Annotated in this window: 13 protein-coding genes; 2 read left to right on the top strand and 11 right to left on the bottom strand. The window is 66.2% G+C overall.

What is annotated here, in order from left to right; translation table 11 throughout:
* Positions 1-61: 61 nt before the first annotated feature.
* The 3 genes from lgt to KY496_RS13700 are packed head-to-tail and all read right to left on the bottom strand — an operon-like array spanning position 62 to position 2070.
* Complete coding sequence (gene lgt, locus KY496_RS13710; RefSeq protein ID WP_005665662.1) at positions 62-871, bottom strand: prolipoprotein diacylglyceryl transferase; 810 nt, start codon at positions 869-871, stop codon at positions 62-64.
* Positions 872-884: 13 nt separating this feature from the next.
* Positions 885-1787, bottom strand: coding sequence for a LysR family transcriptional regulator (locus KY496_RS13705; protein ID WP_005665665.1), 903 nt, complete (start codon positions 1785-1787; stop codon positions 885-887).
* A gap of 58 nt (positions 1788-1845) precedes the next feature.
* On the bottom strand, positions 1846-2070 hold the full coding sequence (locus KY496_RS13700) for a TIGR04438 family Trp-rich protein (RefSeq protein WP_005665667.1): 225 nt from the start codon (positions 2068-2070) through the stop codon (positions 1846-1848).
* A gap of 182 nt (positions 2071-2252) precedes the next feature.
* On the opposite strand from KY496_RS13700, the gene KY496_RS13695 reads away from it, so the two are divergent.
* Positions 2253-2561 carry a c-type cytochrome gene (locus KY496_RS13695; RefSeq protein ID WP_005665668.1) on the top strand — a complete coding sequence of 103 codons (309 nt, stop codon included), beginning with the start codon at positions 2253-2255 and terminating at the stop codon, positions 2559-2561.
* A gap of 168 nt (positions 2562-2729) precedes the next feature.
* Positions 2730-3296 carry a DUF3617 domain-containing protein gene (locus KY496_RS13690; protein WP_005665670.1) on the top strand — a complete coding sequence of 189 codons (567 nt, stop codon included), beginning with the start codon at positions 2730-2732 and terminating at the stop codon, positions 3294-3296.
* Between the two features lie 93 nt (positions 3297-3389).
* Here KY496_RS13690 and KY496_RS13685 read toward each other — a convergent pair whose 3' ends face one another.
* The 8 genes from KY496_RS13685 to KY496_RS13650 all read right to left on the bottom strand — a co-directional run bounded on the left by KY496_RS13685 (position 3390) and on the right by KY496_RS13650 (position 12755).
* Positions 3390-4472 (bottom strand): CHAD domain-containing protein, encoded by a 1083-nt coding sequence (locus tag KY496_RS13685; RefSeq protein ID WP_005665672.1) that lies wholly within the window; start codon positions 4470-4472, stop codon positions 3390-3392.
* Positions 4473-4580: 108 nt separating this feature from the next.
* Positions 4581-5294 (bottom strand): SIMPL domain-containing protein, encoded by a 714-nt coding sequence (locus KY496_RS13680; RefSeq protein ID WP_005665674.1) that lies wholly within the window; start codon positions 5292-5294, stop codon positions 4581-4583.
* Positions 5295-5397: 103 nt separating this feature from the next.
* Positions 5398-6936, bottom strand: a complete 1539-nt coding sequence (locus KY496_RS13675; protein WP_229409753.1) for an FAD-dependent oxidoreductase — start codon at positions 6934-6936, stop codon at positions 5398-5400.
* Between the two features lie 64 nt (positions 6937-7000).
* The gene (locus KY496_RS13670) at positions 7001-9154 is read right to left on the bottom strand and encodes an NHL repeat-containing protein (protein ID WP_219861102.1); all 2154 of its coding nucleotides are present in this window, start codon (positions 9152-9154) and stop codon (positions 7001-7003) included.
* Positions 9155-9287: 133 nt separating this feature from the next.
* The gene (locus KY496_RS13665; RefSeq protein ID WP_005665677.1) at positions 9288-9620 is read right to left on the bottom strand and encodes an H-NS family nucleoid-associated regulatory protein; all 333 of its coding nucleotides are present in this window, start codon (positions 9618-9620) and stop codon (positions 9288-9290) included.
* A gap of 143 nt (positions 9621-9763) precedes the next feature.
* Positions 9764-10198 (bottom strand): hypothetical protein, encoded by a 435-nt coding sequence (locus KY496_RS13660; protein WP_005665678.1) that lies wholly within the window; start codon positions 10196-10198, stop codon positions 9764-9766.
* Positions 10195-10620: a DNA polymerase III subunit chi gene (locus KY496_RS13655; RefSeq protein ID WP_005665679.1), complete on the bottom strand. Its 426-nt coding sequence runs from the start codon at positions 10618-10620 to the stop codon at positions 10195-10197. The genes KY496_RS13660 and KY496_RS13655 overlap by 4 nt, the downstream gene beginning before the upstream one ends.
* A 65-nt stretch (positions 10621-10685) precedes the next feature.
* Positions 10686-12755 carry a M3 family metallopeptidase gene (locus KY496_RS13650; RefSeq protein ID WP_005665683.1) on the bottom strand — a complete coding sequence of 690 codons (2070 nt, stop codon included), beginning with the start codon at positions 12753-12755 and terminating at the stop codon, positions 10686-10688.
* Positions 12756-12801 lie beyond the last annotated feature (46 nt).

Here is a 12801-nt window from a genome sequence, read left to right as displayed (position 1 = left end):
GAGCCTCATTGTCGAGCAGTAAAGAGCGAGCGCTCTGTGCGCTCGCCCACTCAGAGGCGGATCAGGCGGTGACCGGCCGTCCCGGCGCCTGGCGATAGGCCCAGGCCAGCATGACCAGGGCGGCGACGATCATCGGCAGCGACAGCACCTGGCCCGAGGTGATCGGCAGGCCGAACACGGTGGTTTCCCAGTCCGGCACGCGGAACCACTCGGTGAAGAAGCGCGCGCAGCCGTACAGCAGGGTGAACATGGCGCCGACCGCCAGGCGCGGACGCGCCTTGCGCGCGAACAGCCACAGGATCACGAACACCAGCACGCCGTCGACCAGCGCCTGGTACAGCGGCGACGGATGACGCGGGCCGGCCACGCCTGGCCACAGCATGGCCCACGGCAGGGTCGGGTCGGCCAAGCGACCCGGCAGTTCGGCGTTGATGAAGTTGCCCATGCGGCCGGCGGCATAACCGAGCGGCACCAGCGGCGCGATGAAGTCGTAGACGTCGAGCAGGTTGCGCTTGCGTTTGCGGGCCCACAGCGCCATCGCGATCAGCACCCCCAGGAAGCCGCCGTGGAAGGACATCCCGCCCTTCCAGATCATGAAGATCTCGAGCGGGTGCGCGAGGAAGTACAGCGGCTGGTAGAACAGCACTTCGCCCAGGCGGCCGCCCACGATCACGCCCAGCATCCCGTAGAACAGCATGTCGTCCAGGTCGTCGCGGGTCCAGCCCTGCGCCGCGACGTGCGGCATGCGGATGCGCACCCGGCCCAGGATGATGAACAGGGCAAAGGCGACCACGTACATCAGGCCATACCAGTGGATTTGCACCGGGCCGAGCGAGATCGCGATCGGGTCCGGCTGCGGATGAATCAGCATAGTCAGTCTCTCTTCAATTCTTCAAACATTCCAGGAAGCCCTTCAGCACGGGCGAATCGTTGTCGCGCCGCCAGGCCAGGCCGGTTTCGGCCAGCGGCGCCGGATCGATCAGGGCACGGTATTCTACGCCGGGACGCATCAGGTTCGACACGGATTGTGGCACAAGTGCCAAGCCCATGCCGCCGGAAACCAGGCTGACGATGGTCTGCATCTGGATCGCTTCCTGGCCGATGGTGGGCAGCACCCCGGCCGCGCGAAAGCAGGCCAGGATCGCATCGTGCAGGCTGGGCGCCACCGTGCGCGGGAAGATCACCAGCGGCAGCGGCGGCAGGTCGCGCAGGCGCACCGGGCCTGGCCTTTCCAGCGCCGCCAGCCCGCTCGGCGCGCACAGCACCAGCGGCTCGTCGACGATCTTGAGGTAGTCCAGGGCGCCGTCGGCCATGCCGTCGGGCGCGCCCGGTTGCGGCGGGATCACGAAGCCGGCGTCGATGCGGCCCGAGAGCAGTTCTTCGAACTGGACGTCGGAGGTCGCTTCCTGCAGCACCAGGCGCACCGCCGGATAGGCGACGCGATAGCGGCGCAGCACGTCGGGCAGCATGCGCAAGGCCGCGGTCGAGACGAACGACAGGGCCAGGCGCCCAGCCTCGCCGCTGGCCGCGCGCCGCACCAGCTCGGGCAGCGCGGCGGCTTCCTCGAGGATGCGGCGCGCTTCCGGCAGCAGGGCGGCGCCGGCCGCGGTCAGGCCGACCATGCGCCGGTTGCGCACGAACAGCGGGGCCTTGAACAGTTCTTCGAGATTGGCGATGCTCTGCGACAGCGGCGGCTGGGTCATGTGCAGGCGGCGCGCGGCGCGGCCGAAATGCAGCTCTTCGGCCACGGTGACGAAATGGCGCAGCTGGCGCAGTTCGGGATGCATGAGTGATTGGACAAGCTGTGATACGTGCAATGTATCACAGGGCACCTACAGGCGCCGTTCAGCGACGCTTGTCGAGGGTCTTCTTGACGCGCTCGTTGCGGCGCTGGTCCTGCAGTTCGTGTTCTTTCTTCTTGTCGAGCCCGAGCATTTTCTCGATGTACTCGAACCAGATAAAGGCAGCAACGAACAGCCCGGCGATGACCCACCAGGACAGCTCGGCAAAACGCCAGACCTCGAAGAAGCGCAAGGCGGCCAGGGCGACGATCAAGAGGATGAGTGGCATGATGTGGAAAGCTCCTTCAGGCCTCACATCTTACAAAGAAAAGAATGCCGACGGGCAAAAGTTGCTATTTTCTTGTTACAGGATATTGGTAAACGTGGCGATCGCGTTACAGAGTGTATCGCTCTCTTTGCCCCGCAGGGAAAGGGGGTAGAATCCACTCAGTCATAAATTCGGAGAAACAAATGAAGCGGTCCCTGATGTTGTGTGTGGTGCTGTCGGCTTTCGCGTCATCGGGTGCATTCGCCCAGGCCGACCTGGCCAAGGCCAAGAATTGCATGGCTTGCCACACCGTCGCCACCAAGCTGGTCGGTCCTGCCTACAAGGACGTCGCGCAGAAGTACGCGGGCCAGAAGGGCGCCGAGGACAAGCTGGTGCAGAAGGTGCTCAAAGGCGGCGCCGGCACCTGGGGGCCGATCCCGATGCCGGCCAATCCGCAGGTGAGCGAGGCCGAAGCGCGTTCGCTGGTCAAGTGGGTGCTGGCGACCAAGTAATCGCCTGAAAAGACGCACGAAACGAAGCGCGCCTGCGTGAGCATGGCGCGCTTGTTCGTTTACGCGTTCGCGGCTTGCCGCCCACGCCTGGGATATGACAGGCCGCACCGCATGCGCGGATGCACGGCCAGGTCGGCTACACTGGTGGCCCACCTACCAGGAGCGACCATGAGCATGATTCGAACCGCAAGCATCGCATTGAGTATGGCCACCTTGTGCGCTACGAATGCGTTTGCGCAGCAAGTCAACATCAAGCCTGGACTGTGGCAGATCGACATGACGCTACCCGGCCAGGCAGGGGGCAATCAGATGGCGGGTATCGTCGCGCTGATGAAGAGCCAGATGGCCTCGATGCCGCCCGCCCAGCGCGCGGAAATACAAAGAAGGCTCGGCGCCAGCGGCACGGAATTCACCGACGATGGCTTGCGCACCAAACAGTGCATTACGAAAGAAGACATCGCGAAGTTCGACGTGTTTGGTAAAAAAGGTCCTGAAGGCTGCACCAGGAACGCGACGCCGACGGCTGGCGGCATGAATGTGAGCATGCAGTGCAACCAGCCGCAAGTGAAAATCGATGCTGTCGTGAAGACCCCGAGCGACACTGCCTACACCTTCGACTCGACTGCCACGATGGCCGGTCCAGGCGGCGCGATGATGACCCAGAAAACCAGCGGCACTGGCAAATGGCTGGGCAGCGACTGCGGCAATATGGCGCCGGTGTCCGGCCAGGGATGAATGCGTTGCGCGCGGCCCAACGACCTGGCATGGACGAAGCACAGCGCCGCGCCACACGTTCCGGTCTTCGGAAGGCGCTGAACACAAGCTCGTTCAGCGCGTGATGCGCCGCCTGGCGACGTCCGCCAGCGCCTTCGACAGGTCGCGGGCGCCGGCCTCGCCGCTGGCGGCCATGTAGCCGCGCACGTAGGCGGCCTGCTTGGCGATCTGGCTGCCGCCGCCCTTGAGTTCCTCGAGCAGGTGGTCGGCCACCGCCATGTCGTTCAGGAGGCCAAGGCGGTCCTGCAGCTTTTCCAGGTGGCCGACGTAGCGCTTGACGCGGCGCGCCGGCAGCAGGTCGCGGAAGAATTCGGCCGCGTAGCGCGCCTTCTTGGCGGCGATGCGCACCCGGTGGCGACCAGGCGCGTCGCCCTCGTCCAGGCCGTCGATGCGCCTGGCCAGGCGCTTCTCGGCCTTGCGCAGCAGGGGCAGGGCGGCCCTGGCGGCGCGTTCGGCCAGGGGCGAATCCTTGTCCAGCGTGGCGTCGAGACGCCAGCGACGTTCGCCGAGCCATTCGTTCAGCTGCGTCATCAGGTCACGGTAGCGCGGCTCGCGCAGCACGTTCAGGATGTGCGCGTGATGCGCGTTCGCGCGCTCGTGCGCGGCCTGGCGCAGCGCCGTCGCGTCGAAACCGTGGACCCGGTCGAGGGTGGAGTCGGCCAGCACGTCCCAGTCGCGCGCCGGTCCCAGTTCGCCGGACAGCCATTCGATGTCGGCGTGCAGGGCGACCGGCGGCGCGGCCAGGTCCTCGAACATCGCAAGCAGCGCGCGCAGGCGGCGCAGGCCCACCCGCATCTGGTGCAGGCTTTCGACGTTTTGCTTCAGCACGCCCGGCACGTTGGCCTCGATCTGGCGGACGCAATTCAGGCCGATGCTCTGGAACGCGTCTTCCAGCGTCATGCGCCCGCGCAGGCGCACCGGTTCGGCCTTGACCGGGCGGATCGGTTTCTCCTTCGGCAGCGGCTGGTCTTCTTTCGGATCTTCCGCGGCCGGCGGGGTGGCGGCGGCTTCCCGGCTCAGTTCCTGGTCCAGCTGCTGGAACGACTCCAGGCCGCTCGCCGCGGTCTCACGCGGCTGGGAAGCCGCCGTCGGGGTTGCCTTGGACACCGGCTGCGCCGGTTTTTGTTGCTTGGCCATGATGGTCCTTTCACTGACATGACGTCGATGACTCGAGCATACTCTTGCTCACTGCCCGGCACGCTTCATCATGACAGGAAGGTGACATCGGAAGCGCGGGGGCGGCGCCTATTTACCGATCCGGTAGATCACGTCCACGCCCTGCACCAGCTTTTGCACGCCCACCAGAAGCGGATCGCGCACCGCCGCGACCGGGGTATAGCGCGGGCCGTCGGTCGCCAGTCCCATCGCGTTCGACAGGTTCTTCAGCGGCGCCAGCGCCACGCCGTTCGCCGGTCCCAGCCTGGCGCCGATGCCGCGCGCGATGTTCTGCGCCTTCAGGCGCGCCGCAGCCAGGGCCTGGCTCACCAGTTCGGCCTCGATCTTGTCGGCGTCGCTGCGGCTGAAGGCGACCGCCAGCGACTCGACGTTCGGCATCGTCATCAAGGCCTGGATCAGCGCCGTCCAGCCATCCAGGTTGCGCACCGTGGCGTGGACCGCGGCGCGGGTCTCGATCGCTGGCACCGTATCGCCCTGTATATCGGCCTGCCTGAGTGGACGGCGCAGCAGGTCCTGCACCGCGATGTCCTCGACCGCGACACCGTGCTGCGCGAGCAGCGCGCGGCTGGCCTCGAGCCGTTCGCTGACCAGCTTCCAGGCCGCTTCCAGGTCGGGCTCCAGGCTGACGATCTCGAAATCGATCTCGCCCGTGTCCGGCATCACGTGCAGGTCGGCGGCGGCGTTCACGTGGATGAAGGGGTAGGCCGGCAGGTCGGCCGCGTGGGCGGGTGCGAACGCGGCGCAGGAAGCGATGGCGAATTTGACGGCGAGTTTCTTCAGCATGACGGTCCTTGTGAGGCGGGACGATTCCCGGCGACAGTCAGCTTAGGTTATCTAGACATTGATGTCTAGAATGGCGGCGGCATTTCATGCCGCGCGGGTAGCGTCAGTCGCAGAAGCGCCGGTAGGCGCGGTCGCGGAAGTAGTGGGCCAGGGCATCGGGGCCATGGCCCGGATCGCACAGGGCGACGTGGCCGTCGGGCCGCACCAGATAGTGGGCGTTGCGCGCGAAGCCGGCCGCTTCATGGCGCGCGCTCCAGGCGAATTCGCGTAACGGCATGCCGTGCAGCTGGCACCAGGCGCGCAGGCCGTCGCCCGCCTCGCCATAGACCTGCACCTGCCAGTCCATGTTCTCCAGCGGCGCGTGGTTGTCCGCGCCGTCAGCGTCCACCCAGGGTAGCCGGTCGCCGGCCTTGACGCTCCCCGCGCTGCCGATGCTGAGCGGGCTGTCGTGGTAGCTGATCGTGATCTGCGAGACGATCTTGAAGATCAGTTCGCGCACGGTGTCGACGCCGTAGGCGACCGTGGCGAACAGCGGCGCAATGCGGGTGCGCACGAAGTCGGCGAAGTTGCCCTCGGCGGTGATGAAGTTGAACATGCGGTCGGTGGTGTCGACCAGCTTGCGTGCGAACGCCAGGCGCTCGGTCTCGTAGCTGTCGAGCAGGCTGTCCGGCGCATCGTGGCGCACCACGGCGGCCAGCTTCCAGGCCAGGTTGACGGCGTCGCCGATGCCGGTGTTCATGCCCTGGCCGCCGGCCGGGCTGTGCACGTGGGCGGCGTCGCCCACCAGGAACACCTGGCCGCTGCGGTAATGGCTGGTCACGCGGTGATGCACGCGGTAGGTCGAGAACCAGTGCACCTGGTCGACCCGCAGGCCCAGGCTGGACAGGGCGCTGTGGCCGACGTCGTCGAAGGTGTAGGGGCCGGCGCCGTGGCTGTCGGTGGAGATGCGGTGCACGGTGCCGATCAGGCGTCCGCGTCCGGTGTCGGTATAGGGCAGCATGATGACGAAGTCGGACGTCTCGAGCGAGACGTGCACCTCGCCGTCGGCCGCCACGCCGGCGGCCTGGACGTCGGCGACGTAGAAGACGTGGTCGTAGGTGCCGCCGGGGAAACCGGCGCCGAGCTTCTGGCGCACGGTGGAGCTGGCGCCGTCGCAGCCGGCCAGGAAGCGCGCCTCGCATTCGCGCAGGCCGCCGTCAGCATCGCGCAGGCGCGCCACCACATAGTCTTCGCGATCCTCGAAGGCGACCAGCTCGACCGGCCGCTGGACCTGCACCCCGGCCTGCCCGAGATGGCGCAGCAGCAGCCGCTCGTGCAGGTCTTGCGGATACACCAGCACGAAGGGGTAGGGCGTGAGCTTTTCGCCGGCGTCCTGGAACGACAGGCGCGCGCGGCGCTTGCCGCGCACCCACATATTGAGGGCGATGTTGCGCTTGCCGGCGGCGATCGTTTCGTCGGCCAGGCCGAGCTGGCGGTACAGCTCGAGGGTGCGCGCCTGGACCGCCATCGCGCGCGAGGTCGTGCCGGGCTGCGCCGCCTTGTCCACGACCGCGACCTTCACGCCCTGGCGCGCCAGCCACAAGGCCAGCACCAGGCCGGTCGGCCCCGCGCCGGCGATGAGCACGTCGTACCTGTCCACCATCACCTCCTTCGCCCGTCCTATTCAGATGCCGGCGTGGCGCAATGGTTCCATGGACGTGAGCAGTCTAGTCGGTTACTTCGAAGTCCAGGTCGCGCCCCTCCTGGGCCAGATTGCCGGCGAAGTCGGCGGCGTGGATGCGCAGCGTGTAGCGGCCGGGCGCGAGCTCGCCGATGCGCCAGCTGCCGGTCTCGATCTCGCCGTCCTGCAGGCGGTTGCCCAGCGCATAGTCGAACTGGGTCGACTTGCTGCCATAGACCGTGATGCCGCTGGTTGGCGCGTAGACGGCCTTGACGGCGTCCTGGTTGCGCGGCAGGCGGTCGAAGACCTGGGTGATGACGGGCTGCCCGAAGCCGGGCAGCGGCGTGCCGTCGGCCTGCAGGAGCTGGTAGCCCAGCTTGTACAGGCCGAGCTTGCGGCGCGCCAGGTTGCCGTTCACCTGGTCGTAGGCATTCACGACCACCTGCACCTCGCCCAGGCTGCGGGGCAACAGGATCGGCTGGCCCTTCTTCGCCGTGATGCGCTTGCCGGCGCCGTCGTACAGCGCGATGCGCTGGATGAACGGCGGGACGGTGTCGGTAAAGCCGACGAAGGGCAGGGTCAGCGGATTGACCACCGTCCCGCCCTGGTAGTAATCCAAGTGGACGTGGGCCATGGCATTGATGGTGCCGAGCGCATCGCCGACGGCGAAGCGGGTGCCGCGCGGCACCCGCACCCGTACGACCTTGCCGTCGCCGTTCGCTTTCCCTTCGCGCAGGATCTGGAAGCGCTTATCGAGCGGCCGGCCCTGTGGGTCGCGTCCGACGCGCATGTGGATATACGAGAGCGGGCCCACGCTCAGGCCTTCGCTGAGCGTGTTGAAGCCCCAGTTGGCATGCGGGTCGGTCACTTTCGACGGGAACACCGCCAGCACCTTCGCGCCGACGTCGGCGCGCACGTCCAGGCCGGCGTGGAAATGGTGGCGGCTGTCGCCGTTGTAGGCGCCGCGCACCTCGCCCATCACGCCGACGACTTCATGGACCATGTCTTGCGGGCCGACCGGCCACGGCATCGGTTCGGTGCGCGTGACCAGCGCCGGCCGCGCCAGCACCGGCGCCGGTTCGCCCTCGCGCGGCGGCGCCAGCCGGTGCACGCGGTGGGCATTGGCGTCCGCCACCACCAGGCTGCCGTCGCGGCCGACCGCGATGCCGCGCGGACCGTACAGCTGCACCGTGCCGTCGCTGCCGAAGCCGTTCGGATCGAGCGGGCGGTCGACGTCCTGCAGCGGGCGCATTTCTCCTTCCGGCGTCAGTTGCAGGATGCGGCCGCCGGCGCTGGCGGCGATGTACAGGTAGCCGTCGCGCGTGAGCGCCAGGCCCGCCGGACGCCGCAGCGGCGGCCTGGTCTCGCCTTCGAGCGGGATCGCCAGCGTGTCGACCGTGCCGTCGGGCTTGATGCGGCGCACCGCGTGGTTGCCGGTGTCGGCCACGTACAGCGTGCCGTCGCGGCCGGCCGCCAGCGCGCTCGGGGTGTCGAAGCCGGCGTCGAGCAGCGCGCCATCCAGCAGCCCGGGTTTGCCATTGCCGGCCAGCGTGGTCACCATGCCATCGGGCGCGATGCGGCGGATGCGGTCGTTGTAGGTGTCGGCCACGTAGACGATGCCGGCGTCGTCCACCGCGATGCCGACCGGGCCGTTAAACTGGGCCGCACGTCCAATGCCGTCCAGGTAGCCGGGGCTGCCGCTGCCGGCCACCGTGGTCACTGTTCCGTCGGGCGCCACCTTGCGGATCGCATGGTTGCCGGTGTCGGCCACGTACAGGTTGCCTTCATGGTCGAGCGCCAGGGCGGACGGGGTGTGGAAGGCGGCCGCGGCGCCGATGCCGTCGGCAAAGCCTTCCTTGCCGCCGGCCAGCGTCGAGACCGCGCCGTCGGGCTGGATCAGGCGGATGCGGTTGGCTTCGCCCCCGTCGGCCACGTACACCGCGCCGCGCGCGCCGATGGCCACGCCATAGGGATCGCTGAAACGGCTGGCGCTGCCCGGCCCGTCGATCACGCCGTCGCGGCCGTCGCCCGCCAGCAGGCTCACCCGCGCCGGCCAGAATGGCGTGGTCTTCGCGACGGGCGGCGTCAGGATGGCCAGGGCGCCGGGGCGTTGTTCGATGGTATCGGTGAAGTAGACGGCCGTGCCGATGGCCAGGATGGCGGCGCCCACGAGCGCGGCGATGAGGGAAGTTCGTTTCACTGGTACGGCCGGATGATTGCTGAACCTGCAATCTTAGCCGAAACCACCGATGAGACAGAAAACAGGAGAGGTGGCGCCGCCGGACGTGGTCACGGCGGCGCGCAGGAGTTGCCTCGACAGGGAAAGGCCGCGGTCAGATACGCAGATCGTCCAGCGACTTGCCCTTGCCCAGCGCTTCCACGACCCATTTTGGCTGGCGGCCACGGCCGGTCCAGGTCTGGGAATTGTCGGCCGGGTTGTGGTATTGGGGATTCACCTTGGCGCCGCCGCCTGCTTTCTTGCTTTTGCCAGTGCCCTTGGCCAGCAATTCTTCCACCGAGATTCCCATATTCTGGGCGATCTCGAGAATCTGCTCGCGCGCTTTCTTGACGTCTTGCTGCTGGCGGTTTTTGATCTCCTTTTCGATATCGAATTGAAGACCCTTCAGCTCGGCGAGGTTATAACCCGACAGATCGATGTTTGCCATTTTGTTTCATCCTTGATTAGGTGATTCGATTCGTTTCGAAGTGCCGCGCAGCGATTTTACTATTTAATCGCCGAATATGAATGACAATCGTGCGCGGGGTGATTTCGAATCAAATACATGGCAAATCGTTAATGCATGTGGGGTTATTTTCCCAGGTTCTGGAGATGGGCAATTTCTTGTGAAACGGCGCGGGTCACGACCTGGCCCAGGGATTGATGCAGGCTCGCGCGAATTTCGGCCGAAAAACCCGCCATCGCTTTATCTACCGCTTCGGCGATGCCGTCGCGCAGCCGCTGTTCGAGCACGAAATCGATCCGGCCCTGCAATTGCTGCAGCACGCGTTCGGTCAGGCGTCGTTCCATGACGCTCCACTGCTCGCCGCTCCAGCGGTCGGCGGCCCGCCGTTCCAGGGCTTCCGGGGACTCCGCGTCGTCGGCGCCGTTCGTTCCGGTCGTGGCGCCGGCTGCCGCTGCCGCAGCGGGAGCGCTTGACGCCACTGGCGCGGCAGGCGCCGGCGAGTCGGCGACGACCTCGGTCAATACGGGAATGCTGGCATCGAAAGCGGGATCCTGGTTCATGTCTGTCCTGCGACGAAGTGGGTCAATGGATAGGATTGCCTTTTATAGGCGACATAGCGTTTGCGTCCCTCGGCGGCATCGTCTTCATCAAGCGAAATGATTTCGAACACGCGCGCGAATTGCGCGAAATTGTTCGGCGTGCGGCGCGTGAGGTTCACCAGCATATCGTGGTGCGGCAGCGTTGCGTCTTCATTATCGGTAATCACGATCGGCGTCTGCGGCGCCAGCGGATCGCCGGCCAGCACGTGCGGAATGAAATCGGTATCCCCCACGTTCCACAGCGCCGCATTCAATGCCTCGGCCTGTTCAGGGCTTTCTGCCAGCACCACGACTTTGGCGCGCGCGCCATATGCCTTGCGCGCCAGCCGGCAGGCATAGGACAGCTTATCGGGGATATTGGTATGGAAGTCGATCCGGGTCATGGCATCACTAAAAAGAGGAGGGCTTTCGCCCTCCGGTGCAGTTTCCTGCGCAGTTTTCCAAATGATCAGGCATTCATGCCGCTATGGCGCAGCAAAGCGTCGATCGAAGGTTCACGGCCGCGGAAGGCCTTGAACGATTCGAGCGCCGGCCGCGAGCCGCCCACGGCGAGGATCTCGCGGTGGAAGCGGCGTCCGGTGTCGAACAGGTCGGCTCCGGATTCGACGGCTTCTTCGAATGCGGCATAGGCGTCGCTGGATAACACCTCGGCCCATTTATAGCTGTAATAGCCGGCCGCGTAGCCGCCCGCGAAGATATGGCTGAACGAATGCTGGAAGCGGTTGAACGACGGCGGCGTGATGACGGCGAAGTTGCGGCGGATGTCGTCGACCAGTTCCTGCACCTGCTGGCTGTGCGGATCGAAATCGTAGTGCAGGTGCATGTCGATCAGCGAGAACTCGACCTGGCGCAGGGTCTGCATCCCGGACTGGAAGTTCTTCGCCGCCAGCATCTTGTCGTACAGCGCGCGCGGCAGCGGTTCGCCGGTCTTGTAGTGCGCGGTCATCTGCTGCAGCTTGTCCCACTCCCAGCAGAAGTTTTCCATGAACTGCGACGGCAGCTCCACCGCATCCCATTCGACGCCCGAGATGCCGGCCACCGACAGCTCTTCGACTTCGGTCAGCATGTGGTGCAGGCCGTGGCCGAATTCGTGGAACAGCGTGGTCACTTCGTCATGCGTGAACAGCGACGGCTGCAGCACGCCGTCCACCGTCGCCGGCGGCGTGAAATTGCAGACCAGGTAGGCGACCGGGGTCTGCACCGCGCCGCCAGAGAGCAGGCGGCGGCCGCGCGCATCGTTCATCCAGGCGCCCTGGGCCTTGCCGGCGCGCGCATACGGATCGAGGTAGAACTGGCCGACCAGCTGGCCGTTGCGCTCGATGCGGTAGAAGCGCACGTCCGGGTGCCATACGGGCGCCTCTTCGGGGATGACGTCGGCCTCGAACAGCTGGCGGATCACGCCGAACAGGCCTTGCAGCACCTTATGTTCGGGGAAGTATTCCTTCACTTCCTGGGCCGAGAAGGCATAGCGCTTCTCGCGCAGCTTTTCGGAAGCATAGGTGACGTCCCAGGATTGCAGATCATCGATGCCAAGCTCGGTGCGCGCGAACTCGCGCAGCTCGAGCAGGTCTTTCTCGGCGTACGGACGCGCGCGACGCGCCAGGTCTTCGAGGAATTCGATCACGTGCTGCGGGCTCTGCGCCATCTTGGCCACCAGCGAGACGTCGGCGAAGCTGCCGTAGTCGAGCAGGCGCGCTTCTTCGTTGCGCAGCTTGAGCAGGTTGACGATATTGGACGAGTTGTCCCACTTCTCGACCTCGGTGAACATGATGCCGGCGTCCGACGCCTTGGTGGCGCTGGCGCGGTAGATCGTTTCGCGCAGCGCGCGGTTGTCGGCGAACTGCAGCACCGGGAAGTAGGACGGGAAGTGCAGGGTGAACAGCCAGCCGCTCTTGCCATCGCGCTCGGCGGCGGCCTTGGCGGCCTGCTTCACGTCGTCCGGCAGGCCCGCGAGTTCTTCTTCGTTCTCGACCACCAGCTTGTAGTCGTTGGTCGCGTCCAGCACGTTTTCCGAGAAGCGCGTCGACAATTGCGATTGCTGCTCCTGGATCTCGGCGAAGCGCGGCTTTTTATCTTCCGGCAGTTCGGCGCCGCCGAGGCGGAAGTCGCGCAGGGCGTTTTCGACGATGCGCTGGCGCACAGGGTTGAGGCTGTCCCAGTGCGGGCCATTACGCAGCTGCTTGTACTTGGCGAACAGCGCCTCGTTCTGGCCGATGGCGGTGGAGAACTCCACGACCTTCGGCTGGTTCTCGTTATAGGTGGCGCGCAGCTCGGGCGTGTCCACCACGTGGTTCAGGTGGCCGACCACGCCCCAGGCGCGGCCCAGGCGTTCGCTGGCGTCGTCGAGCGGGGCCAGGGTGTCCCAGGTGACGTCATCCACCGGGGCTTCGAGTTGCGCCACGATGGCATTGGCGTCAAGGATCAGCTGCTCGATGGCGGGCGTGACGTGCTCGGGCTTGATCGCGTCGAAGCGCGGCAGGCCGGAAAAGTCGAGGAGGGGATTGGTAGCGGTCGTCATCGTAGTCCTTCCATATTCGTTAATCACTGGTACGCCGAACGCTCAT

Origin of the sequence: Massilia sp. NP310 (genome assembly GCF_019443485.1) — a bacterium.
In the GTDB taxonomy this organism is placed as follows: Bacteria; Pseudomonadota; Gammaproteobacteria; order Burkholderiales; family Burkholderiaceae_D; genus Telluria; species Telluria timonae.
The sequence above is the reverse complement of the archived record's forward strand: the minus strand, read 5'-3'. Positions and strand labels throughout refer to the sequence as shown.